General features: G+C 70.8%; 20 protein-coding genes. 16 read left to right on the forward strand and 4 right to left on the reverse strand.

Annotated elements, in window-relative coordinates:
* Window positions 1–326: 326 nt before the first annotated feature.
* Complete coding sequence (locus VET29_RS39265; protein WP_324930870.1) at window positions 327–719, reverse strand: PAAR domain-containing protein; 393 nt, start codon at window positions 717–719, stop codon at window positions 327–329.
* Window positions 716–1,324, reverse strand: coding sequence for a DUF4255 domain-containing protein (locus VET29_RS39270; protein ID WP_324930873.1), 609 nt, complete (start codon window positions 1,322–1,324; stop codon window positions 716–718). The genes VET29_RS39265 and VET29_RS39270 overlap by 4 nt, the downstream gene beginning before the upstream one ends.
* A 231-nt stretch (window positions 1,325–1,555) precedes the next feature.
* Here VET29_RS39270 and VET29_RS39275 point away from each other — a divergent pair, with 231 nt between their 5' ends.
* The 14 genes from VET29_RS39275 (at window position 1,556) to VET29_RS39340 (ending at window position 16,091) form a co-directional block, all read left to right on the forward strand.
* On the forward strand, window positions 1,556–3,103 hold the full coding sequence (locus VET29_RS39275; protein ID WP_324930876.1) for a phage tail sheath family protein: 1,548 nt from the start codon (window positions 1,556–1,558) through the stop codon (window positions 3,101–3,103).
* Window positions 3,104–3,132: 29 nt separating this feature from the next.
* Complete coding sequence (locus VET29_RS39280; RefSeq protein ID WP_324930879.1) at window positions 3,133–3,573, forward strand: phage tail protein; 441 nt, start codon at window positions 3,133–3,135, stop codon at window positions 3,571–3,573.
* Complete coding sequence (locus tag VET29_RS39285; RefSeq protein WP_324930882.1) at window positions 3,570–3,977, forward strand: phage tail assembly protein; 408 nt, start codon at window positions 3,570–3,572, stop codon at window positions 3,975–3,977. Before VET29_RS39280 ends, VET29_RS39285 begins: the two co-directional genes overlap by 4 nt.
* On the forward strand, window positions 3,974–4,129 hold the full coding sequence (locus tag VET29_RS39290; RefSeq protein ID WP_324930886.1) for a DUF6760 family protein: 156 nt from the start codon (window positions 3,974–3,976) through the stop codon (window positions 4,127–4,129). Before VET29_RS39285 ends, VET29_RS39290 begins: the two co-directional genes overlap by 4 nt.
* Window positions 4,130–4,216: 87 nt before the next feature.
* Window positions 4,217–6,580: an eCIS core domain-containing protein gene (locus VET29_RS39295; protein ID WP_324930889.1), complete on the forward strand. Its 2,364-nt coding sequence runs from the start codon at window positions 4,217–4,219 to the stop codon at window positions 6,578–6,580.
* A gap of 9 nt (window positions 6,581–6,589) precedes the next feature.
* On the forward strand, window positions 6,590–7,054 hold the full coding sequence (locus VET29_RS39300; protein WP_324930892.1) for a phage tail protein: 465 nt from the start codon (window positions 6,590–6,592) through the stop codon (window positions 7,052–7,054).
* Between the two features lie 19 nt (window positions 7,055–7,073).
* Window positions 7,074–7,526, forward strand: a complete 453-nt coding sequence (locus VET29_RS39305) for a phage tail protein (RefSeq protein ID WP_324930894.1) — start codon at window positions 7,074–7,076, stop codon at window positions 7,524–7,526.
* A 16-nt stretch (window positions 7,527–7,542) separates the two neighbouring features.
* Window positions 7,543–8,313 (forward strand): LysM peptidoglycan-binding domain-containing protein, encoded by a 771-nt coding sequence (locus VET29_RS39310; RefSeq protein ID WP_324930896.1) that lies wholly within the window; start codon window positions 7,543–7,545, stop codon window positions 8,311–8,313.
* A 43-nt stretch (window positions 8,314–8,356) separates the two neighbouring features.
* The gene (locus VET29_RS39315; RefSeq protein WP_324930899.1) at window positions 8,357–10,300 is read left to right on the forward strand and encodes a phage baseplate assembly protein V; all 1,944 of its coding nucleotides are present in this window, start codon (window positions 8,357–8,359) and stop codon (window positions 10,298–10,300) included.
* 9 nt (window positions 10,301–10,309) lie between these two features.
* Window positions 10,310–10,732, forward strand: coding sequence for a GPW/gp25 family protein (locus VET29_RS39320; protein ID WP_324930902.1), 423 nt, complete (start codon window positions 10,310–10,312; stop codon window positions 10,730–10,732).
* Window positions 10,732–12,684, forward strand: coding sequence for a putative baseplate assembly protein (locus tag VET29_RS39325; protein WP_324930905.1), 1,953 nt, complete (start codon window positions 10,732–10,734; stop codon window positions 12,682–12,684). The genes VET29_RS39320 and VET29_RS39325 overlap by 1 nt, the downstream gene beginning before the upstream one ends.
* Window positions 12,684–13,223 carry a phage tail protein gene (locus tag VET29_RS39330; protein WP_324930908.1) on the forward strand — a complete coding sequence of 180 codons (540 nt, stop codon included), beginning with the start codon at window positions 12,684–12,686 and terminating at the stop codon, window positions 13,221–13,223. The genes VET29_RS39325 and VET29_RS39330 overlap by 1 nt, the downstream gene beginning before the upstream one ends.
* A gap of 974 nt (window positions 13,224–14,197) precedes the next feature.
* Window positions 14,198–15,418, forward strand: a complete 1,221-nt coding sequence (locus tag VET29_RS39335) for a zinc ribbon domain-containing protein (protein ID WP_324930911.1) — start codon at window positions 14,198–14,200, stop codon at window positions 15,416–15,418.
* 16 nt (window positions 15,419–15,434) lie between these two features.
* Window positions 15,435–16,091 carry an alpha/beta fold hydrolase gene (locus VET29_RS39340; RefSeq protein ID WP_324930913.1) on the forward strand — a complete coding sequence of 219 codons (657 nt, stop codon included), beginning with the start codon at window positions 15,435–15,437 and terminating at the stop codon, window positions 16,089–16,091.
* On the opposite strand, the gene VET29_RS39345 is transcribed toward VET29_RS39340, so the two are convergent.
* Window positions 16,072–17,625, reverse strand: a complete 1,554-nt coding sequence (locus tag VET29_RS39345) for a hypothetical protein (protein ID WP_324930916.1) — start codon at window positions 17,623–17,625, stop codon at window positions 16,072–16,074. The two genes, VET29_RS39340 and VET29_RS39345, sit on opposite strands and share 20 nt — an antisense overlap.
* A 169-nt stretch (window positions 17,626–17,794) precedes the next feature.
* On the reverse strand, window positions 17,795–20,608 hold the full coding sequence (locus VET29_RS39350; RefSeq protein WP_324930919.1) for a choice-of-anchor D domain-containing protein: 2,814 nt from the start codon (window positions 20,606–20,608) through the stop codon (window positions 17,795–17,797).
* 180 nt (window positions 20,609–20,788) lie between these two features.
* Between VET29_RS39350 and VET29_RS39355 the strand changes: the two genes are divergently transcribed.
* Both VET29_RS39355 and VET29_RS39360 read left to right on the forward strand, forming a co-directional pair.
* Entirely contained in the window at window positions 20,789–22,129 is a 1,341-nt protein-coding gene (locus tag VET29_RS39355; protein ID WP_324930921.1) for a hypothetical protein, read from the forward strand.
* Between the two features lie 200 nt (window positions 22,130–22,329).
* Window positions 22,330–22,962, forward strand: coding sequence for a response regulator transcription factor (locus VET29_RS39360; protein ID WP_324930923.1), 633 nt, complete (start codon window positions 22,330–22,332; stop codon window positions 22,960–22,962).
* Window positions 22,963–22,968: the final 6 nt, after the last annotated feature.

A 22,968-nucleotide genomic window follows, 5' to 3' on the forward strand; every position in this document is an offset into this window, starting at 1 on the left:
CTGCTCCGGCGACAGCTGCGCCGGCATCCGGTCACTCTTGCGTGGACTCACAACATCAGATGTCATCACTCACAGTGCCCATCCCGCCGGACCTTCGGCCCGGCGTGTCGGGCCGAACACACCGATCTTGAAACAGTCCCCGAGTCCCGCGTGCAGACACAGCGAACTACGGTTTCGTGCAGCGAGATCTGCACGAAACCGCAACTCGGTATGTTTCAACGCGGGACTCGCGGTGTCTGAACGCGGGACTCGCGGTGTTTGAATGCGGGACTCGCGGTGTTTGAATGCGGGACTCGCGGGGTTTCAACGCGGGGCTCGTGGGGTGGTTAGGCGATCATTACTGTGCCTGCGGCGACGATGTTGCTGGTGGGGGCCGGGGCCGGGTCGTTGCATGTCATGACCGTGTCGCCGGTGCGGGCGGCTGGCTTGTTGTTGATCAGGACTGTGGCGCTGCCCTTCATCACGGTGCCCTGGTTGGTCGGCGGGGCCTGGAACGGGCCGCCCTGTGGGATGTGCGGTGGCGCGTTCGTCGCGGTGCTGCCCACGACCGCGGCCGGCTGGCCGCCGATCATCACGTCCGTGCTGCACCCGCCCGTGATGGTGCCGGCGAACGGGTGGGGGAGCGGCGTCGGCACGGGGCCGCCCGGCGACGGGACCATGATGATGTGGATGTCGGTCCCCACGACCTTGTCACCCATCTTCGCGGCCGGCTGGCTCATGGCGTACGCACCCACTGTCGTGGCTTCGACGGCGCCAGCGGTCCGCCCGGCGCCCGCTTCTTCTGGTTCGCGTCCAGCCGCATCTTCTCGGCGGGCGGGGCGATGTCCGTGTCCGGCTCCGGCAGGAACGGCGTGCTGACCGTGATCGCGAACGCCGCTCGTGCCGGCATGCCCAGGTTGCTCCACAACGACCCGGGATCGGTGTCGGCGATCCGGATGAACACCGGCGCGCCCGTCGCGGCGAGGTCGTCCGGCATGCAGTCGGCCGGGAGCGAGTCGGTGAACATCATCGTGCGCAGGGCGACCGACAGCAGCAGGTGCTCCTCGTTGATCTTCGGCGCCCGCGCGGTCACCAGGTAGGACAGCGAGCAGCGCCGCGCCGGCTCCCGCCGCGCCTCGACCGTGCCGCGGTCGTTGCGCTGGTCGGCGAAGCCGGACTCCCGGCCGTCGCGGTCGTTGTGCATCCCGTACAGGAACAGGTCGATCGCGTTCGACGGACGTTCGGTCTCCCACGTCGGCTTCGGCGGGTCGAGCCGGACCATCGTGCCCTCCGGCAGGGACCGGCCGAGCAGCACGCACAGTGCCTCGTCTACCTCGGTGATCACGTCAGCCAGTGTCGTGCGCGCGAAGGGAAAGGCACACCGCCCGCCGCCCGTCCTTCCAGCCCGCCGCGGCCGCCCGAAAGGGCACCGCACACGCGGCTGCCCCAAGGGGCGAACGTGGTCGCCCTCCGTACCGCCCCGCGACGACTGAGCCGCACGGGGGTGACGAGGACAAACTCGTTCAAGCCGCTTGTGTGCGGTTGGACTTACCACGCAACGAGGGAGAAACCCGAGATGGCCAGCAGCTACCTCGCGCCCGGTGTGTACATGGAGGAGGTTTCCTCGGGTTCACGGCCGATCGAGGCCGTAGGCACCGCGGTTGCCGCCTTCGTGGGCTTCGCCGAGCGCGGCCCCCTGCACGAACCCTTGCTCGTCACCAACTGGACGCAGTTCAAGAGCGCTTTCGGCGACTTCGTCGAGGGCTACTATCTCGCGCACGCCGTGTACGGCTACTTCCAGAACGGTGGCGGCACCGCGTACGTCGTGCGGGTCGGTGGGGAGGGGGAGAGCGCGGGCAGCGGCGGCAACGGCCAGGTGGCCGCGCTGCCGGCGGCCGAGCTGCCCGCCGCGGGTACGGACTCCAAGCCCGGCCTGACCATCTCCGCCCGCTCCGCCGACTCCGGTGACCTGACCGTCGAGGTCCAGCCGGCCAGCGAGCAGGGTGACGACGCCTTCAAGCTCGTCGTGAAGCAGGGCGGGCAGGCGGTCGAGACGTTCGACAACGTCACCGTCAAGCGCGGCGCCAACAACGTCGCCACCGTGGTTCGCCAGCAGTCCAAGCTCATCACCGTCGAGGAGACCAAGGGCAAGTCGCTCACGCTGCCCCGCCCCGGCGAGGTCGCGCTCGGCGCGCCGGCGGCGCCGGCGCCGGTCAAGGTCGAGGCGAACGCCTACGTCGGCAACTCCGCCGACCGCACCGGTTTCGGCGGCCTGGAGGCCATCGACGAGATCACCATGCTGTGCGTGCCGGACCTCATGGCCGCCTACCAGCGCGGCGCGCTGTCCCTCGAGGACGTCAAGGGCGTGCAGCTGGCGATGATCGCGCACTGCGAGCTGATGGCCGACCGAGTGGCCGTGCTGGACACTCCGCCCGGGCTGAACGCCCAGGAGGTCAAGGAATGGCGGATGGACATCGCCGGCTACGACTCGAAGTACGCCGCGATGTACTGGCCGTGGATCAAGGTCGCCGACCCGGTGGCCGGCAAGCAGGTGTTCATCCCGCCGTCGGGTCACATGGCCGGCATCTGGGCACGCAACGACTCGACCCGCGGCGTGCACAAGGCGCCGGCCAACGAGGTCGTGCGTGGCGCGGTGACGCTGGAGCTGAACATCACCAAGGGCGAGCACGACGTGCTCAACCCCGTCTCGGTGAACTGCATCCGCAGCTTCCGCGGCCAGGGCATCCGGGTCTGGGGCGCGCGGACGCTGTCGAGCGACCCGGAGTGGCGCTACCTCAACGTGCGGCGGCTGTTCAACTACGTCGAGAAGTCGATCCTGCAGGGCACGAACTGGGTGGTGTTCGAGCCGAACGACCCGAAGCTGTGGGACTCCGTCAAGCGCACGGTCACCATGTTCCTCCGCCGCGTGTGGCGCGACGGCGCGCTGTTCGGCCGCCAGCCCGCGCAGGCGTTCTTCGTCAAGTGCGACGAGGAGAACAACCCGCCGGAGAACCGGGACGCCGGGATCCTGACCGTCGAGATCGGCATCGCGCCGGTGAAGCCCGCGGAGTTCGTGGTCTTCCGCATCTCGCAGTTCGCCGAGGGCGCCGGTCTCGAGGAATGACCCACTACTTCGACTGAGGAGCAAGGGATATGGCCAGTCAGGACCCGATCACAGCGTCACGGTTCTCGATCACCATCGACGGCTACGAGATCGCCGCGTTCTCGGAGCTGAAAGGCATCACCACCGAGGTGAAGCCGGTGGAGCACCTCGAGTCCACCGACAAGGAGCTCGTGCTCAAGAAGCTGCCCGGCAAGCGGGAGCCCGCGATCGTCGAGCTGGTCCGCGGCAAGACCACCGACATGGCCCTGTGGGCCTGGCACGAGGCCGTGCTGCAGGGCGACATCATCGCCGCCCGCAAGAGCTGCTCGCTGGTCATGTACGGCGTGGACGGCAAGCCGGTCGCGCGGTACCACATGGAGCACGCGTGGCCATCGCAGGTGAAGATCGGCGGGCTGAAGGCGGGCGCCAACGAGGTGCTCATGGAGACCGTCACGATCGTGTGCGAGACGCTCCAGCGGGTGGCGGTGTGACCGCGCCCGCCCAGCAGGTCGAGACGAGCGCCGGCCTGCGCACGGAGTACCCGTTCACGTTGCCCCGCGGCTACGTGGACGAGCACGGCCGCATGCACCGCGACGGGATCATGCGGCTGGCGACCGCCCGCGACGAGCTCACCACGCAGTCGGACCAGCGGGTGCGGGCCAACCCGGCCTACCTCACGGTTCTGTTGCTGGAGCGGACGGTCACCACGCTCGGCGACCTGCCGGCCGTGGACACGTTCGTCGTGGAGAACCTGTTCGCGTCGGATCTCGCCTTCCTGCAGGACCTGTACCGGCGGATCAACGCCGACGGACACACCGAGGTAGCGGTCAGCTGCCCGCACTGCGGCAGCGACTTCGCGGTGGACGTCGCCGGTGATGCGCCGGGGGGATCGTGACGTACGCGACCGACCGGATCTGGGAGGAAGTCGCGTACGTCGCCTACTACCTGCACTGGGACCTGGACAAGATCCTCGATCTGGAACACCCGGTCCGCACGAGGGTGATCACCGAGATCGGCAGGATCCACTCCAGGTCGGCCGAGGAATAAAGGGGAAGACCAATGCGCTGGCCGTTTCGGCGGAGGGCGGCGGAGGAGAGTGCCGCCGCTCCCGACCGTCCACAAGAGAGCGACCGGGTGACCGCGACCCGTGCGCCCGCTCGCCAGTGGGCCACGCTGCCGGCCATCGCCACCACCATTCCCCGTGCGATGCCGCTCGTGATCGGGTCCGCTCCGGTCGTCCCGCCGCTGCGGCTGGACGACCGGAACCGGGCCGGGGAGGGGCGGGTCGAGCCGCCGGTCGGGTCGGTCACCGGGCTCGCCCGGCCGATCGTGCGGCCGGCGCGGACCACCGCGCCCGCCCAGCCGGTCGAGGCGGCCCCGCTGCCGATGCCGCGACGCGCGGCGCGGCCCGCGCACGCCGAGACCCCGACCCTCGTCGACGCCGTCGACCAGTACGTCGGTGAGCCCCGCGTCCCGGCCGAGCCCTACCGCGCGCCGGGCTGGCTGCGGTTCATGCCCGACTGGGCGAAGGCCGGCCAGTCGCCGGCGATCCCCGGGCTGCCCGCCAACACGCCCGACCTGCCCGACCTACCGATCGCGCCCGCCGTGACTCCCGCACTGCCCGTCGCGGCCACGTCTCCTGCCCCCGAACTGATCGTCGCCGAGCCGCCGTCGTTCCTGCCACCGGAGCTGCGGAACCCACCGGAGCTGCCGCCGCGTGTGGCGGAGAACGTCGCGCCCGCGGCGGAGATCCTGTTGCCGCCGGCACGCAGGCGGCGACCCAACCTCGGCCAGTCCCGCCGTCTCGGGCTGGGTGCGCCCATCCCCCAACCGGATCTTGTTCATCCGGTGGAGCCACCGCCCACTGTGGACGGGACGGTCGAGTCACCGCAGGAGCCGCCGCCCCCATCGGCGGCCCCTGCGCGTGAAGTGGCCGAACCAGAACCGCTGCCGGCGCCGGCACCCGAGCCGGCACCAGAACCTGAACCGGCGCCCGCCGGTCACGACGTCCAGGAGCCGCCCGCCGCGGCACCGGCGCCCGCGGCACCACCGGCCGCACCCGCTCCGCCCGCCAGGCCCGTGGCCGCGACCTACCGCGCCACGGCCGAGCTGCGTCCGGCGCCACGCCGGGAGCGGCCGCGGGCGACGGTCGTCGACCGCGTCCCGCCCGCGCTCGCGAGTGAGATCCGCGGTCGCCAGCAGGCCGACGTGGCCGAGGTGCCCGTGTACCGCGGCCCAAAAGTCGGTGAGGCCGCGAAAGCCCGTGGGGCACGGGCTTTCGCGGCCGGCGGCGCGGTCTTCCTGCCCGACGAGGCCGGCCCGACCGACTCGCCGCGCGCCCGCGGCCTGCTCGCCCACGAGCTGGTCCACGCCGTCCAGCAACGCACGCTCGGCACCCGCCTTCCCGCGCCGGACTCACCGCTCGGCCAGCACCTGGAGGCCGAGGCGCAGGCCGCGGAACGCTTCTACGCCGGCGAGTCCGGCGCCGCCGAGCCGCCGCCGCTCATCCATGCCCCGGTGCCCGCGCCCGCGCCGGAGCCGGGCCCCGCGCCGGACCCCAACCTGAACGCCGTCGCGCAGCTCGCCACCCAGCTCATCTCGGCGCCGGCCACGGCGCCGACGCCGCAGCCGGTCAACAGCCCGTTCGACGAGCAGACCGCCGCCGAGGTGGACAAGATCGCGACCGAGTCCGCCCGGCACGTCGTCGCCGAGTGGACGAACCCCTTGCTGCAGCAGCAGAACGCACCGTCCGGCGGCGGCGCGGCACCGAGCGGGACCGGGTCCGCCTTCAGCGCGTCGACCCGCCGCCAGCAGCTCGTGGTCGCGGCACTGGCCGCGCACAACAGGAACCTGTCCGCCGGCGACACGCCCCTCACCACGCTGCCGCGCGACGAGCTCAACGCGATCGACCGCCAGGTCGAGGCGGAGGCCACGGCTCACGGCGTCGCACTGCACGGCGCCCTCCACGGCGCGGGCACGCACGGCACGAGCGGGCACGGCTCGCCGTCCGCGCACGGCGGCCGCGGCATTGGTCCCGGCCAGGGCGCCCAGGACTCGGAGCAGCACTACGAGGCGGGCTCGTCGGCGGCCTGGATGCATGCCGTCACCGGCATGAACATGAACCAGGGCTTCGGCGAGCGCGGCCTGTCCGCACCGGTCGGCAGCGCGGACAGCTGGTTCAGCGGCCGGACGACCGACGACCGCCCGGTCCGGGAGCGGATGGCCGACCAGATGGGGCTGACCAACGGCAACACCGCGGACCAGTTCGACAGCGACACCTGGTGGCAGTCCAATGAGGACGCTCAGGGCGGCGACGACGCGAGCGGCCGGTCCGGCTCCGGGCGGAGCGGGAACCGCGACCGCGACAGCGGTTCCGCGATGGACGACGCGGACCTCGACGAGCTGGCCACCCGGCTCTACGACCGCCTGCGCAGCCGACTGCGCACCGAACTGCTCGTCGACCGTGAGCGGGCAGGACTGCTCACCGACTTCCGTTAGGAGAAAGCAATGCCACTGTCCGACACATCGAAGGTCGGCCTGTCGAACCGGTTCGTGGTGAGCATGTCGGGTAAGTCGGAGTACGACCTCGGCAGCTGGTCGAAGGCCGAGGGGCTCGACGTCACCTGGGACGTCGCCGAGTACCGCATGGGCGACGGCGGCAACGACCGGCTCTACTTCCCCGGCAACACCAAGTACACCAACGTCAAGCTCTCGCGCGCGGTCTCCGAGGAGTTCGAGAAGACCAAGAAGTGGCTGGACAGCACGTCGTGGGAGTGGGAGCCCTTCGAGGGTTTCATCTCGCTGTACACCTCCGGTGGGGCGGAGGTGCCGGCCGCCAAGTGGAAGCTGCGTGACGTCATGCCGAGCAAGTGGGCCATCAACACGTTCGACGCCGGCGCGAGCCAGGTCGCCATCGAGACACTCGAGCTGGTCCACAAGGGATTCCTCGAGGACGAGCGCAAGCTCGCCTGACGGGACCGGGGAGCACACGATGCCTATCAGCCTCAACACCATGCTCGCCCTCACCGCGCGGTTCCACGTGTCCGTCGACGGTGTGGACCTCGGCGGCTGGGCGCGGTGTCAGGGTCTCGAGGTGTCGTTCAACCCCGAGACCCAGGTCGACGGGGGAAACTACCAGCACGAGACCATCCTGCCCGGACAGATCAAGTACCCGAAGGTGTCGTTGCAGCGGGCGATCAACAAGGACGACACCGCGAAGGTGCTGTCCTGGCTGCGCGACCGTGCCGCGAACTGGGTGGACGCGAACAAGAGCGGCGGCGGGGGCACCGCGCAGATCATCCTGTTCGACGCGCATGCCAAGGAGGTCGCGCGGTGGATGCTGCGCAACGTGTACCCGGACAGCTGGAAGGGGCCGGACCTCGACGCCGGTTCGCTCGGCGTCGCACTGGAGCAGCTTGTGCTTGTCCACGAAGGCTTTCTGTGACTGAGAGGGTTGTCCGATGACTGTGGCCATGGTGTCGGCGGGTGCGAACCTCGCCGCGGGGGTGGCGATCGGCGCCGCGTCGCTCGCCGGCGCCCGCGTGCCCGCCTCCCTGCGGTGTACGACGCTGCCGAACATCGGCTTCGTGTACTTCGACTTCAACCCGACCGAGATCGCCCTGTCCCGCAACGCGGTGCAGAAGACCAACCCGTCGCCGGGGCGGGGCGGTGGCCGGCGGCAGACGCAGAAGATCCCGCCGCTGAGCATCGGCATCAGCAAGGTGATCTTCGAGGGCCTGGACACCAAGCTGCGCTGTGACACGCTGCTGACCTGGACGAACCCGAGCGCGGGGTTCCTCGGGCAGCTGCTGTCCGCCGCCATGGGCAAGAACCTCAAGACCGAGCCGCCGGAGCTCACCTTCCAGTGGGGTCCGCCGATGATCGGCTTCATGTACACGGTGGTCCTGCAGACCGTCTCGATCACCTACAAGCGGTTCACCTCGGCGGGCATCCCGATCCGGGCCGAGGTCACGCTCAAGATGAACGAGAAGCCGTCACTGCTCGGCACACTGCCGCAGAACCCGACCTCCGGCGGACTCACCGGCCGCCGCGCGCACACCGTGGCCCACGGCGAGTCGCTGCAGACCATCGCGACCAGCAACTACGGCAACCCGAACGCCTGGCGGCGCATCGCCGAGGTGAACGGCATCAAGGACCCGACCAGGCTGCGCCCCGGTGCCACCGTGTACCTGCCCAACCCGGACGAGCTGGACCAGCGGAGCGGGCGATGAGCGGAGCTTCGGCACAGCGGCGCCACGGAGCGGAGGCGGCGGCATGACGAGCCTGCTCGGCGGCGGCGACGGCACCGCGGTCGTCTGGCCGACCGTGAAGGTCGGCAAGATGCTCGGGATTCCTTTGCTGCCCAACGTGATGGAGAACCTGGTGCGGGCGGTGGTGGACACCCACCTGCACCTGCCCGACATGTTCGAGCTGACCTTCTCCGACGAGGAGGGCTCGATCGTCTCCGACGCCGGCCTCGCGATCGGCACGACCGTCGAGGTCCTCGCGGGCGCGCCGGACAGCGACTCGACGTCCTCGCTCATCAAGGGCGAGGTCACCTCGATCGAGGCCATCTGCCAGGAGGGCCTGATCTACTCGGTCGTACGTGGCTACGAGAAGGCACACCGGCTGCAGCGGGCCAAGCGCACCAAGACCTTCCTCAACATGAAGGACTCCGAGATCGCCAAGCAGGTCGCGCGGGACGCCGGCCTCGAGGTCGGCACGGTCGAGGAGACCTCCGTCGCCCACGACCACATCGCGCAGATCGCCCAGACCGACTGGGAGTTCCTCCAGCAGCGGTCCCGCGAGATCGGCTACGAGACAGGGGTCGTCGGTGGGAAGTTCTTCTTCCGCAAGGCGTCCGGCCGCAAGGACGGCGGTGGCGGCCTCCTGGGCGGGGTCGTCGACGCGCTCGCCAGCATGCTCGGGCTGAACAGCAAGCTGACGTTCAAGGACAACCTGCACACGTTCCTGCCGCGCCTGTCCGCCGCGAACCTCACGCCGGACGTGGAGGTCCGCGTGTGGGACCCGAAGGACGCGCGGGTGGCGGTGGCCAAGGTGGACGCCGCGACCGGCACCGCCGACATCGACGACCAGGATCCGGCGAAGCTCGCGAAGTCCTTCACCGACGGGCTGATCTCGTTGCCCTCGCTGCCGGCACTGCCGTCGATCCCCGGCATGCCGAGCCTCAACCTGGGGCAGGCGGCCAGCAACACGGCGTACCTGGTGGTGGACCGCCCGCTGGGCGTCGGCCCGGCCGCCGACACCGCGGCCGAGGCGGCGGCCAAGGGCGTGGCCGACCATATCGCGAGCACGTTCGCGGAGGCCGAGGGCGACGCGACGGGCAGCCCGGACATCCAGGCCGGCGCGGAGGTCGAGATCGACGGCGTGCCGGAGCAGTTCTGCGGCAAATGGTTCGTCACCAACGCGCGGCACGTGTTCGACGCGGACGACAACGGCTACCGCACGCGGTTCTGGGTGTCCGGCCGGCAGAACCGCTCGCTGCTCGGCCTGGCCTCGGGCGGCGCGCAGGCCAAGGAACGCGGCTTCGGCGGGCTGGTGTGCGGCATCGTCACCAACGTGTCCGACAAGGACAAGCTCAGCCGGGTCAAGGTCGCGCTGCCGTGGCTCGCGCCGAACTTCGAGTCGGACTGGGCGCGGGTCGTGCAGTTCGGGTCCGGCGCCAAGACAGGGGCCTTCTTCATGCCGCAGGTCGGCGACGAGGTCCTGGTGGGCTTCGAGTTCGGCGACTCGCGCCGGCCTTACGTCCTGGGTGGGCTGATCAACAGCAAGACCGACTACGGCGAGCTGAAGAACGCGGTGGCCGGCTCGGGAGTCGTGACCAAACGCGGCATCGCGACCCCAGCGGCGAACCAGCTGACGTTCACCGACGAGCTGCCGCCCGGTCCGCCGGGGAGCCTGCCGCCGATCCAGTCGAAGATCCAGCTGGGCACCAAGGGCGACAAGATCGGCCTCGTGATCGACCAGGTCGCCGGGACGGTGACCCTGGCGTGCAACCCGCAGCCGCCAGAGTCCAAGTCTCCCAACGGAGCCCTGACGATCGAGTGCAAGGACCTCGGCGGCATCACGATCAAGGGCGGCATGGGCGGGGTCAAGATCGAGACGGAGGGCCAGCTCTCGCTCAACGGCAAGATGGGCGTGAAGATCGAGAGCAGCGCCATCGTCGAGGTCAAGGGTTCTCTGATCAAGCTGAACTAGGGGCATTCGATGACGAGCCATTCGACACAACAGGACTTCATCGGCTCGGGATGGGCGTTCCCGCTCGGTGTCGCACCGCAGGGCGGGATCGCCCTGGTACGCCGGGAGATGGAGCTGGAGCAGGCCATGCGCCTGATCCTGTCCACCTACCCCGGTGAACGGCCCATGCGCCCGGAGTTCGGCAGCCGGATCCGCGACTACGTGTTCCGGCCGATCAACGTGGAGACCATCGGCGAGCTGTCGCAGGTGGTGCAGGACGCGTTGCTGCGCTGGGAGCCGAGGGTGGACGTCGAGGCCGTGCTCGTCACGCCCCACCCGGAGGAGGACGGCGTGCTGTACATCGACATCCAGTACCGGCCGAAGGACACCAACGACCGGCGCAACCTGGTCTTTCCCTTCTACACCATCCCAGAGGACGGGAGTGACTACTGATGGCGCTGCCTGCCCCGAACCTCGATGACCGCAGGTTCCAGGACCTGGTGGACGACGCGAAGCGCATGGTCATGCGCAGATGTCCTGAGTGGACGGACCACAACGTGTCCGACCCGGGCGTCACGCTGATCGAGACGTTCGCGTTCATGACCGACCAGCTGCTCTTCCGCCTCAACCAGGTGCCCGACCGGTTGTACGTGAAGTTCCTCGAGCTCATCGGCCTGCAGCTGATCCCGCCGACGCCCGCGCAGACCGGCGTCACGTTCTGGCTGTCCGCGCCGGCGATCACCGAGGTCGGCGTGCCGACAGGCACGAGCGTGGCGACGCTGCGGACCGAGCACGACGAGTCGGTGGTCTTCTCGACCGGCGAGGACCTGCGGATCGTGCCGTGCGCGCTGAACTTCGTCGCCACGCAGGCGGCCGGCGTCGACTCGCAGATCGACCACACCGACCAGCTGAAGATGGGCCAGTCGATCCCGGCGTTCTCGACGGTGCCGCAGGTCGGCGACGCGCTGCTGATCGGCCTGTCCAACCCCGTGCCGAACTGCGTGGTGCGCCTCGACTTCGACTGCCGGGTCGAGGGCGTCGGCGTGCACCCGGACCACCCGCCGCTGTGGTGGGAGGCGTGGAACGGCACGGAGTGGCGGCGCTGCCGGGTCAGCACGGACGGTACCGGCGCGCTGAACGCGGCCGGTGAGATCCACGTGCACGTGCCCGGCGACCACGAGTCCACGGTGCTGGGCGGCAACGCGGCGGGCTGGCTGCGGGCGCGGGTGATCGAGGTGGACGAGGACTGGCCGACGTACGAGGCGTCACCGCTCGTGACCGCGCTGTCGGCCAGCACGATCGGCGGCACGGTCGGGGCGAACCACTGCGAGATCATCGAGCAGGAGACCCTCGGCGACTCGGAAGGCGTGCCGGGACAACAGTTCTCCGTGGCGCGCGCCCCGCTGGTGATCGGCGCCGGCGAGGCGGTCCTGGAGGCCATGTCCGACGAAGGCTGGCAGGAGTGGACGCCGGTGCACAACTTCGCCGGCAGCGGACCGGCCGACCGGCACTACATCCTCGACGGCGCGACCGGGTTGGTCCACTTCGGACCCGCGATCCGCGAGCCGGACGGCAGCCTGCGGCAGTACGGTGCCGTGCCGCCGTACGGGGCCACGATCCGGATGCGCAGGTACGCGACCGGCGGCGGCCGGGTGGGCAACGTCGGCAAGGGCGCGATCCAGACGCTGAAGTCGTCGATTCCCTTCGTCTCCAGGGTGGAGAACATCGAGGCCGCGTGGGGTGGTGTCGATGGCGAGAGCCTGGACGAGGCGAAGGCACGCGGGCCGATCCTGCTGCGCACCCGCAGCCGCGCGGTGACCGCGGAGGACTACGAGGCCATCACCAAGGAGGCGGCCCCGGACGTGGCCCGCGTCCGCTGTGTGACGGCGGGCGACCAGGACACGGACGCGGGTTCGGTGCGGGTCCTGATCGTCCCCGCGGCAGCCGAGGTCGAAGGGAAGATCGACTTCGCGGAGCTGGTGCCCGGCGAGGAGACCCTGGCCCGCATCACCGAGCGGCTGGACGAGGTGCGGCTGATCGGCACCCGCGTCCTGGTGTCACCACCCAGGTACCGGGGCGTCACGGTGGTGGCCCGCGTGATCGCCCGGCCGCGCCTGGACACCGCGCGGGTACGCGCGGACGCGTTGGAGGCGCTGTACAGGTACCTGAACCCGATCAGCGGCGGCCGGGACGGGCGGGGCTGGGAGTTCGGCCGGCCGGTCCAGTCCGGCGACGTCTACGCGTTGCTGCAACGGGTTCGCGGCGTGGACCTGGTCGAGGACGTGCGGTTGTTCGGCGCCAACCCGGTGACCGGTGAGCGCGGCGAGGAGTGCCAGCGGCTCGATGTCGACCCGCACAGCCTCATCTTCTCCTTCGAGCACCACATCAAGGTGGAGGACCACTGATGCGCGGCATGGTGACGGGCATGGCGACGGCGTCGCCGTTCATCGAGATGCTGCCCGCGGTGTATCAGGAGGACCCGTTCACCGAGCGTTTCGTCGGCGGCTTCGACGACGTGCTGGCGCCGATCCTGTCCACTTTGGACTGCCTGGTCGACTACTTCGACCCCTACCTCGCGCCGGAGGACTTCCTGGAGTGGATGGCCGGCTGGGTGGGGATCGAGCTGGAGGAAGGCTGGCCGATCGAGCGTCGCCGGGCGGTGGTGGCGACGGCGGTCGAGATGTACCGGATGCGCGGCACGGTGGCCGGCCTGCGGGCGAACCTGCAGGTGCTGACCGGCGGCCGAGTGGAGATAGCCGACAGCGGCGCCGTCGGCTGGTCGAAGAACCCCGGCGCCGCCATGCCGGGGGAGGCGTCACCGAGGCTGGCCGTGCGGATCAGGGTGCACGACCCGTCGAGCGTGCCAATGGACCTGGTCGACTCGGCGGTGGCGGCCGCCAAGCCGGCGCACGTCGTGCACAGAGTGGAGGTGGACCGGCCGTGATCGTGTGCAAGACCTGCGGTTTCCACAACAAGGAAGCCGACGCGTTCTGTGGGTCGTGCGGGGCGTTCCTGGAATGGACGGGGGAGAAGGTGGCCCCCGCCCCGGTCCCGGCCGCGGCACCCGAGGAGGAAGAGGAACAGCCGAAGCGTGGCTGGTTCTCCCGGCTGCAGTCGGTGCTGTACCTGGATGTGGGCGATCGCGACGCGCAGGAGGAGAAGCCGAAGCCGGGACTGCCCGGCCGTCCCGGCGCCGGCCCGCCGAGGCCCGGTGGGGTGGGCGGGCCGCCGAAACCGCCGGGAGTCGGTGGACCGCCGAAGCCTCCTGGCGCTGGTGGGCCCCCGAAGCCACCGGCACCGCCTGGCGCCAAGCCGCCGCCTCCGCCCGGTGCGAAGCCGCCGCCTCCGCCCGGCGCGCCGAAACCCCCGCCGCCTCCTGGCGCACCGCCGCCTCCTCCGGGGGCGACGGCGCCCAAGCCACCGCCGCCACCTGGGGCGGCACCGCCGCCTCCGAGTGCGGCGCCCAAGCCGCCCCCGCCTCCGGGTGCGGCCCCTCCGCCGCCTCCTGGCGCGGCGCCCAAGCCGCCGCCCCCACCAGGGACGGGCGTGGGTGCCGCGGCTGCGGTGGGAAGCGGTGTGACCGCTGCGCCGCCCCCGCCTGGTGCGGCGGCCGGCCCTGTCTTGCCCCCGCCTTTTCCGGGTGCGGCGCCTAAGCCGCCGCCACCCCCCGGAACGCCCCCACCTGGGGCGGGCGCGGGTGCCGCGGCGGGAAACGGAGTAGCTGCTGCTCCGCCGCCCCCGCCTGGAGCGACAGCTGGCCCTGCCCTGCCACCGCCTCCTCCGGGTGCCAAGCCGCCGTCACCCCCCGGGGCGCCCCCACCTGGGGCGGGCGTAGGTGCCATGGCGGCGGGAAGCGGTGTGGCTGCTGCTCCGCCGGCCCCGCCTGGAGCGACAGCTGGCCCTGCCCTGCCACCACCCGTGGCGGCGGCCGCCGTCCCCACCGCCGCGGCCGCCGGGCCACCCCGTGCCGCGGGCCCGGCCCTGCCGTCACCCCTCCCGCCGCCCCCGGCCGCCGGACCCACCCTCCCACCGCCCACCGCTCCCGGCGGCGTGGCGAACCCCGTCGTGCTCCCGGTCGCCGGGGTGGCACCCGCCGGCACGGGCGCGCAGGACTCGTCCGTCATGGGGATGGTCGCCCCGAGCGGCCCGGTGCCGCCGAGGCCGCCGGCACCTCCGGGTGGCAGCGGCGCCCCGGCGTTGCCACCCCCACCACCCAAACCCGCCGCGACCGCTGCCGAGGCCAACGAGCTGGTCACCCCCCTCGACGGCAGGGCGACCGCGCACGGCCAGTCCGTCATCCCCCAGGAGGCGCAGAAGAAGCCACCCCAGGTTCGCCGTCAACCGCCGTCCCGCAAGCTCCAGCCGGGCGACCTCGTCTGTGGTGAGTGCGGTGAGGGCAACAGCGTCACGCGAAAGTTCTGCAGTCGCTGTGGGACCTCCCTCGCCGAGGCCGAGATCGTCAAGACTCCCTGGTGGCGCAGGCTTCTCCCCAAGGGCGGCGCCAAGGTCCGCAAGTCCGGCGAACGCTCCAAGCGCCGCGGCCGGGCCGGCAAGAGCAAGCTCGGCGTGTTCGTCAGCACCACCTTCAGGACCATTCGCCGCGTCGTCGCGCTCGCGCTCGTGGTCGGCGGTGTCGCGTACGGCCTCTTCGCGCCGTTCCGCGGTTGGGTGAACGAACAGGCCGTCAACGCCAAGACCACGTTCGAGCAGATGTTCTTCCCCCAGTACGCCCCGGTCTCCGCGGCCGAGGCGCCCGTCGCGTCCGTCGCGTTGCCGGATCATCCGGCGAACATGGCGGTGGACGGCAAGTCCAACACGTTCTGGGGCGCCCCGATCGGCGGCGCGGAGCCGAACATGGTGGTCAAGTTCGACCGGACCGTCGACCTCGCGAAGATCATCGTGCACAACGGGGACGGCGGGGGCTTCAAGGACTCCTTCCGGGCCGAGAAGCTGCACCTCGTGTTCAGCAACGGCAAGACGGCCGACGTCAACCTCGAGGACAAGCCCGACCCGCAGACCCTCGAGATCGACAACGGCGAAGGGGTCGACAGCGTGGAGGTCCACGTCGTCTCGACCTTCAAGGCCGTCACCGGCAACACTTTGGCTGTCAGCGAGATCGAGTTCTTCGAGGAGCTGTAGGCGTTATCTTGACCGGGTGGACACACTCGGTCGCACCACCGGCGGTCCGGACGACGGCCCGCCGGTGGTGTTGCTACACGCCCTCGGCAGCTCGAAGGACACCTGGACGAGGTTCACCGCGGCGCTTCCCCGGCACACGATCGCCCTGGACCTGCCCGGTCACGGCACCTCGCCGCACACCGGCGACTACACCTTCACCGCCATGGCCGACGCCGTCCTCGCCGCCGTCGACGAGGACCGGTTCGACCTCGTCGGGCATTCACTCGGTGGCGCGGTCGCCATGCACGTGGTGATGCGTGACCCCGCCCGCGTGCGCCGCCTGGTCGTCGAGGACATCGCCCCGCCGCCCCACGAGCCGGTGACCGACTACGAGGTCCCCGCCGAGCCCCCGGAGCCCGTCGACTTCGACTGGGCGGTCGTCCACGCGATCAAACGCCTCATCCGCACCCCCGACCCGGCCTGGTGGGCGGCCCTCGACAGGATCACCGCCGAGACCCTGTGGCTCGCCGGCGGCCGGGAGAGCCACGTCGACCAGGACCGCCTCCGCGACGCCGCCGCCCGCATGCCGTCCGCGACGGTCGTCGAGATCCCGGTCGGCCACCGCATCCACAGCGTGGCCCCGGACGAGTTCGCTGCCGTGGCGGGACCGTTCCTCACTCGAGCAGAGCCGTGAGGTCGATCGCCGACCGGGCGAAGCGGAAGCCCTCCGGGGGCACGCCGCTCGGCGAGTTGATCCAGTCGGCGCGCCCGCGCACCTGGAACTTCGCGTCGTCGAGCATCAGCGACACGTAGCAGCCGTAGTCGATCGCGAAGCCGTCGTACAGCGCGCCCGGGTGGTGCGGGTCGGCGATCCCTCGGCGCAGCAGGTGCAGCAGCCGCGCGTCGTGCAGGTCCTCGATCACCCCGGCCCGTTCGCGGGCGAGCTGGTCCACGACGAACGTCCGTGCCCGCCGGTGCCCGATGACCTCGTCGACGAGCGCCCGCAACGCGGACCGGGCCGGCTGGTTGCCGGCGATCGCCGTCTGTTTGTCCCGCAGGTACCAGTCGCGTGCGGCCCGCCGCACGTCCGCGGTGGAGATCGGCTTGTCGTGGGCGTGCTGTGCGGCCAGCGCGGCGATGTTGATCGCGTCCCGCGGCACGCCCTCCGCGGCCCGCACCAGCTCGGTGAACCCGTTGCGGCGGAAGCACTCCGTCACGAAGCTCGTCGCGTCCGGCGGCGGGTCCTTGATCATCGACCGCAGGTGGAGCGAGGTGTGGTTGTGGTACAGCCGCGAGAAGAACTCGCGGGCCGCCGATTCGCTGTTGCCGAAGGCCAGGAACGCGTCCAGGTCGACCGACGACGCGGCGTCCGAGCCGACCTCGATGCCCACGTACTCGCCGACCCCGGACGGCGCCGCGAACCGTGACCGCCGCTCGATGGCCGCGATCTTGACGGTGACCCCGGCGACCGGCAGCACCGCCCGCCGCAACAGGTCCGCGAGGAACGGCTGCAGGTCGCGCGGCACGCTGCTCCACTCGTCGAGCAGCAACCACAGCCGCGCCGGGGCGAGCGCCCGCACGATGCTCCGCACGGCCCGGTTCAGCGGACCGAACAGGACGTGGTGCCGCTCGACGCCGGTCCGCACCAGCCGGCTCTGCGCCGACACCGAGTGCCGGGTGCCGCTCGAACCCCGCAGGCCCGGCCGTGTCGTCAGCGAACCCTCCACCGAGCTCGTGGCTTCCGTGGTGCCGCCGAACGTCGTCTCGCGCTCGACCTCGCCGACGACCTTGATGCTCGTGGCCGCCTCGGCGAGCGAGTCCAGGCCGCGCAGCAGCTCGGTCGGGTTCGCGACGTCCCGGTCCAGGGCGAGCGACAGCAGCCCGTCGTGCATCTCCTCGAGAGTGTCGATCAACAGCCGAGTGCCACGCTCCGCCGCGGGAAACGCGGTGTCGGCGTGGATGCCGCCGGCCGAGCCGATGGCACGCATGTCCACGTACAGGCCGATGTCGTCCATGCTGGTGACGAGATCGGCCAGGTGCAGCAACGCGTGTGTCTTCCCGGTGCCGCGCCGGCCGTACAGGATCTGGTGGTCGCTCGAATGCAACAGCGCCGCCAGCGACCCCGCCTCGACGTAGGTGCTCGACACGGTGTGCCGGTCCGCGTGCTCCGCCCGGCGCGGGATGCGCAGCAGCGCCTGGTTGAGGTGTAGTTGCCGGCCTGTTTCCAAGACAGTGCCCCCGGACGCCCGAAGAAGCCTCCAGCCTGCTCCCTGGGCACAGGGCCCGGAACCCCCAGGCGGGTGACTCTCGGTGGCGAGGTCGGCTACCGGCTGGCACCTTGCCAAGTGACGGACCCCTTCGAGGCGTTGGAATGCCGCGAAGGGGTCCGTCGGTGCGTCAGCCGCGGACCACGAAGTCGGACGGGGTCACCGTGGGTGTCACGATCAGCAGGGGGCGTTCCGCCTTGACCGCGGTGCCGTCGATCGTCGCGGCTATCAGGTGGTTGCCGATCGGCGCCTTCGGCAGGATCAGCAGGCCCGCGGTGAACGTGCCCGTGTCATCGCTCACCGCGTGCGCCGTCTCGATCGAGTCGACCATGGTGATCGTCAGCGGCTTGCCGGGCGCGAAGCCGGTGCCACCCACCGTCACCACGAAGCCGGGCTGGGTCACGCCGGGCGACACCTGGATCGTCGGCGTGCTTCCCTTGCCCGTCAGGCCGACCAGGTGCGCGCCGCCGCCCGCCGCGTCGTCGGTGAACCGCAGCACGGCCGGCCGGTCACCAGGGGCGGTCGGCGAGAACTCGACCGTCACCTGGCAGGTCTTCCGGGGTGCCAACGGTTTCCCGGTGCACGTGTCGGTCGGGACCGTGTAGTCGGCCGGCGCCACCGCCGACACGACCTCGACGGTCTTGACGACCATGGGCTTTCCGCCCACGTTCGTCACCGTGACCGTCTGGGACGGACCCCGTGAGAGCAGCAGCCGGTCGCCGAAGCTCAGTGGGTCCGGGCCGGCCGCGAAGCGGGCGTCCTTGGGTGGTGCGGACTCCTTGGTTCCTATGCCACGCAACGGAACCGTGAACTGCCGGCCGTCCCGTGTGGTCACCCGAAGCGTGGCCGCGTGGTCGCCGGTCTTCTTCGGCGCGAACGTGACCGAGACCTCGCAGCCGCCGCTCTGCTGCAGGACCACGGCCTCACCGCTACAGGTCTGGGCGCCGACCGCGAACTCGTCGGAACCCTCCACCGCGATGTCCGTCACCACCAGCGGTCCAGTGCCGACGTGGAAGAACCGCACGACCTTGTCGAACGTGTCGGTGATCCGCACGTCGCCGAAGTCCAGCGGGGACGGGTCGGCCCGCAGCTCGGGCCGGAACGTCCGCACGAACACGTCGATGCGGTTGTTCGTGTCCTGCTGGTCCGCCACCAGGTTCGTCGCCCGCGAGTCGAACGCGACCGTGGATCCGTTGTGCGACAACGTCGGCCCGGACCCGCGGAACGGCGGCGAGTCGCCGTCACCGGCGCAGGTGCCGTCCGTCGGCACGCTTTCGGCGCAGTCCTTGCCGGTGCCCGCGGACACGAGCGTGCCGGGCAGCCGATCGGTCTCCTGGTGCTGCCGGTCCCGGTCCACGACGAGGTCCCGCACCACGACCTGGCAGACCGTCCGGTTGTCGCGTGCCTCGTCGGTCGGCGGCAGGCCGGACAGGTTGACCTTCGGCCCGGAGTGGAGGTCCTCGTTGCTGATGACGCAGTTGTTCCGCGCCTCGCCCGCGACGTCCACGCCGTCGTGCGCGTCGCGGTTGTCGGTGCCGAACGCGAGGAACCGCCCGTCCCCGGACAGCGCCGGGTAGATCCCGTTGACGATGTCGCCCGCGTTGTTCCTGGACGCGATGATCGAGTCGACCGGGTTGCCGTCCGCGTCGATGCGCACCACGAACACCATCGGCTGGCTCGCGACCGAGTACCAGCAGCTGCCCTCCGAGCAGTAGTTCTGGTACGCCTCGGCCACGAACGTGACCTCCCCGCCGTTGCCTGAGACCGCGGGTGACGACAGGTGCACCGACTCGTCGTTGGACAGGTACGTGATCTGGTCCCCGCCGGTGTCGACGTCCCAGTCGACCCGCAGCACCGCGCCGGTGTCCATGTCCTTGCGGATGATCGTGTGGAAGGGGATCAGGTCGGGGAACTCGACCGGGCCCTCGCGCCGGACGTAGTCGGCCTGGAGCACGACGTAGCGGCCGTCCTCGGACACGTCCGGCGAGTACTGCGCGGTCGGCTGTGCGCCGTTGAGCGTGGTGTCGACGTTCTGCACCAGCCCCGGCGCGGCGGACGCGGCGAGCGTGCCGACGGGTCCGCCGATGACGTCGCCGATCGTGGGCCGCAGCAGCGCGGTGCGCACGACGTCGCTGTACCTGCCGGCCGCGTCGACCTGCGTGTCCTCCCAGACGATCCGGCTCGCGTCGTCGGACAGCTTGGGATGGTTGGGGAAGTCGGCGCGGAACGAGCTGCCGTCGCCCTGCACCACCTGCGGCTGGTTGACCCGGAAGTACTCGAAGTCGAGGCCACTGCCCTCGGCCCGTGGCTCGTCGAGCACGCCGTCGCCGTCGGGATCCCGGTCGCACACCAGGATGTCCTGGTCTGTGTCGTCGTCCGCCGGGACGATGTTGTCCGCGCCGGTCACGAACGCGACGTAGCGCCCGTCCGCGGAGATCGTGGGCTGGCCGCTCTCCCCGTTGGCCGCCACCTCGCCGAAGTCCAGGCTCGGCTGCGCGCGCTTCCCGTTGAGGGACAGCAGCTTGTCACCGCTGAGCTTGATGACGCAGCACGTCGTGGTGGTGGTCGTGGTGGTCGTGGTGGTGGTCGTCGGCGGCGGCACCGGGCGGGTGAACTGGCCACGGCTGATCAGCACCGTCTTGTTGTTCCGCAGATCCCGGACGTAGACGTTCTCGTGGTCGCCGGTCTTCAGCTCGTCGAGCTGCGAGTAGCTCGTGAACACGACCGACGTGCCGTCCGCGGACAGCTCCGAACCGGCACCGCCGGTGGGCGCCTGCGCGTTGCTGATGTTCGCGACCGAGGCGCGTACGGTGGAGCCGGGCGCCGCCGCGGCGTGGGCGGTCGTGTTCTGGCCGGCCAGCACCACGGCGGCGGAAACACCGGCCACGGTCGCGGCGACTGCCAACGCGACGGCACGCTTGCTGCTCAGTATGGACTTGGGCACGACGGACCTCCAGGCGTGGTTCACCGCGCCTGACGGTATGGGGGTTGGCCGGTCACCGGCCCCGGCGCGTGGGTGGCGTAGTGGACGCCTGGGCCCGCCCTATGGGGCAGCCCGCCCCGCCCCGCCATGCTCCCTCGCGCAAGCTGTCCCGGGCGGAGTTATTGGAGACAGTGCTGTCCCATGGGAGCTACCACGTCGCTGGCGAGCAGGCAGCTGTCCGTGACCCCGGGCCAGGCGGTCGAGGCAGAGATCCTGGTACGGAACAACGGCACGCTTGTCGACCAGTTCACTTTGGACATAGTCGGCGATTCTCGGGAGTGGACCGAGGTCGAGCCGCGCGTCATCAACCTGATGCCGGCACAGGACGGCCGGGCCGTCGTGCGGTTCACGCCGCCAAGGAACTCGTCGGTGCCCGCGGGGCAGGTGCCGTTCGGCGTACGGGTGCTCTCGCGGGAGGACCCGCAGAACTCGTCGGTCGCCGAGGGGGTCGTGGACGTCGAGCCGTTCATGGACCTGCAGCTCGAGCTGTCGCCGAAGACCTCCAAGTGCCGCACGAAGGCGGTGCACGAGGTCGTCGTCGACAACGCCGGTAACTTCCCGATCCCGGTCGAGGTCATCACCAACGACCCGGAAGAGCAGCTGAAGCTGTCGCTCGACCACAGCTCGCTGGTGGTGCAGCCCGGCACGTCGGCGTTCCTGAAGCTGCGGGCCAAGCCGCACGACCGGTTCCTGCGCGGCCAGGACAGGCGGCTGCCGTTCGGCGTGACCGCGACGACGCCCGACCAGCCGCCGATCAACGCCGAGGGCACGGTCGTGCAGCAGCAGCTGCTGCCGAAGTGGCTGCTACCGGTGGCGGTCGCCGCGCTGGCGGCCGCGGTGGTGCTGACCGTGCTGTGGTTCACGCTGGTCAAGCCGACCGTGCAGACCTCCGCGCGGGAGGCGGCCAAGGAGCAGGCCAAGGTGGAGAACGCCGCGATGATGGCGCAGGTCGACCAGGCCCAGGACAAGGCGGACAAGGCGGAGGACAAGGCCGCGGCCGCGGAGAAGAAGGTCGACGACATGGCCGCGGGCAACGGCGGTGCGGGTACCGGCACCGGCGGCGGCCGCGCGACCGAGGGCCCGAACGGCGTGGACATCTCGTCCGGCCAGGCGGTCGACTTCCGGATCACGACGGACCCCGACGCGCAGCCGGACCCCGAGGAGTTCGACAAGTTCAAGGTGCCCGACGGCGTCGTCCCGGCGGACAAGACGCTGGTGATCACCGACATCATCCTGCAGAACCCGCGCGGCGACGCCGGCCTGCTCCAGATCAAGCGCGGCGACGACGTCCTGTACGAGACGGGGCTGCAGAACTTCCGCGACCTGGACTACCACTTCCTGGAGCCGCTGACGTTCGCCCCGGACAAGCCGCTCACCATCGAGGTCAGCTGCCAGCTGCCCGGCGCACCCGAGCCGGCGACCGGTAAGTGTCACCCGTCCGTGTCGTTCTCGGGCCGGCTGTCAGGTCCGGCCGCTGGGTGAATCCGTGTCCCTTCGGGCCCTCGGCTTCGGCCGAGGGCCCTTCTGCGTGAGCGGGTGTGTACGGTCGGTGTACCGGACGGGCAAACCCAGGACACCGGTCCCATGTGCCTGGGACGCACCATGGGGCAATCTTTCTCCTGCGCGGGCTTCGACGTGCTGGGCGTCGAGTCGGGGGCGTGCTAGGGAGAGCGAAGATTCTGATGCTGGAGCAAAGCCGAATCCCGGTCGTCGTGCGGGCGACCGACCCGATCCTGCAGAGCGGTGTCCAGATGGCACTGCGCACGCGGCAGGAGGTGTGGCTGGTCGACGAGGACACCGCGTCCTCGGAGGCGGTCGCGTTGGTGGTGACCGACCGCTTCGACGAAAAAGGGGGGCAGCTGCTGCGCACGCTGCAGGTGCGAGGGTTCACGAGGGTCGTCCTGGTCGCGGGGGAGCTGGAGGACACCGAGATCCTGACCGCCGTGGAGGGCGGCGTCTGCGCGGTCGCCCGCCGGGCCGACACCACTCCGGACGTGCTGGTCCGCCTGATCAAGGCCGCGGCGGCGGGCGAGGGGGCCCTACCGCCGGACCTGCTGGGCCGACTGCTCAACCGGGTGTCCCGCCTGCAGCGGCACGTCCTGGAGCCGCGAGGCCTGCATCTGGCGGGCATCACCAACCGGGAGACCGAGGTCCTCCGCCTGGTCGCGTCGGGACTGTCCACAAAGGAGATAGCCGACAAGCTGTGCTACTCACAACGCACGGTGAAAAGCATCCTCCACGACGTGACCAACAGGTTCCAGCTACGCAACCGCTCCCACGCGGTCGCCTACGCCCTCCGCGAGGGCCTGATCTAACCCCGC

It is taken from the genome of Actinophytocola sp. (assembly GCF_035634895.1).
Classification (GTDB): domain Bacteria; phylum Actinomycetota; class Actinomycetes; order Mycobacteriales; family Pseudonocardiaceae; genus Actinophytocola.

Bases quoted from the DNA above. Each gene is read 5' to 3' on its own strand.
- VET29_RS39275 (WP_324930876.1), top strand. From the start codon at position 1,556: ATGGCCAGCAGCTACCTCGCGCCCGGTGTGTACATGGAGGAGGTTTCC.
- VET29_RS39280 (WP_324930879.1), top strand. From the start codon at position 3,133: ATGGCCAGTCAGGACCCGATCACAGCGTCACGGTTCTCGATCACCATC.
- VET29_RS39300 (WP_324930892.1), top strand. From the start codon at position 6,590: ATGCCACTGTCCGACACATCGAAGGTCGGCCTGTCGAACCGGTTCGTG.
- VET29_RS39325 (WP_324930905.1), top strand. From the start codon at position 10,732: ATGGCGCTGCCTGCCCCGAACCTCGATGACCGCAGGTTCCAGGACCTG.
- VET29_RS39310 (WP_324930896.1), top strand. From the start codon at position 7,543: ATGACTGTGGCCATGGTGTCGGCGGGTGCGAACCTCGCCGCGGGGGTG.
- VET29_RS39320 (WP_324930902.1), top strand. From the start codon at position 10,310: ATGACGAGCCATTCGACACAACAGGACTTCATCGGCTCGGGATGGGCG.
- VET29_RS39265 (WP_324930870.1), bottom strand. From the start codon at position 719: ATGAGCCAGCCGGCCGCGAAGATGGGTGACAAGGTCGTGGGGACCGAC.
- VET29_RS39305 (WP_324930894.1), top strand. From the start codon at position 7,074: ATGCCTATCAGCCTCAACACCATGCTCGCCCTCACCGCGCGGTTCCAC.
- VET29_RS39360 (WP_324930923.1), top strand. From the start codon at position 22,330: ATGCTGGAGCAAAGCCGAATCCCGGTCGTCGTGCGGGCGACCGACCCG.
- VET29_RS39330 (WP_324930908.1), top strand. From the start codon at position 12,684: ATGCGCGGCATGGTGACGGGCATGGCGACGGCGTCGCCGTTCATCGAG.
- VET29_RS39315 (WP_324930899.1), top strand. From the start codon at position 8,357: ATGACGAGCCTGCTCGGCGGCGGCGACGGCACCGCGGTCGTCTGGCCG.
- VET29_RS39355 (WP_324930921.1), top strand. From the start codon at position 20,789: ATGGGAGCTACCACGTCGCTGGCGAGCAGGCAGCTGTCCGTGACCCCG.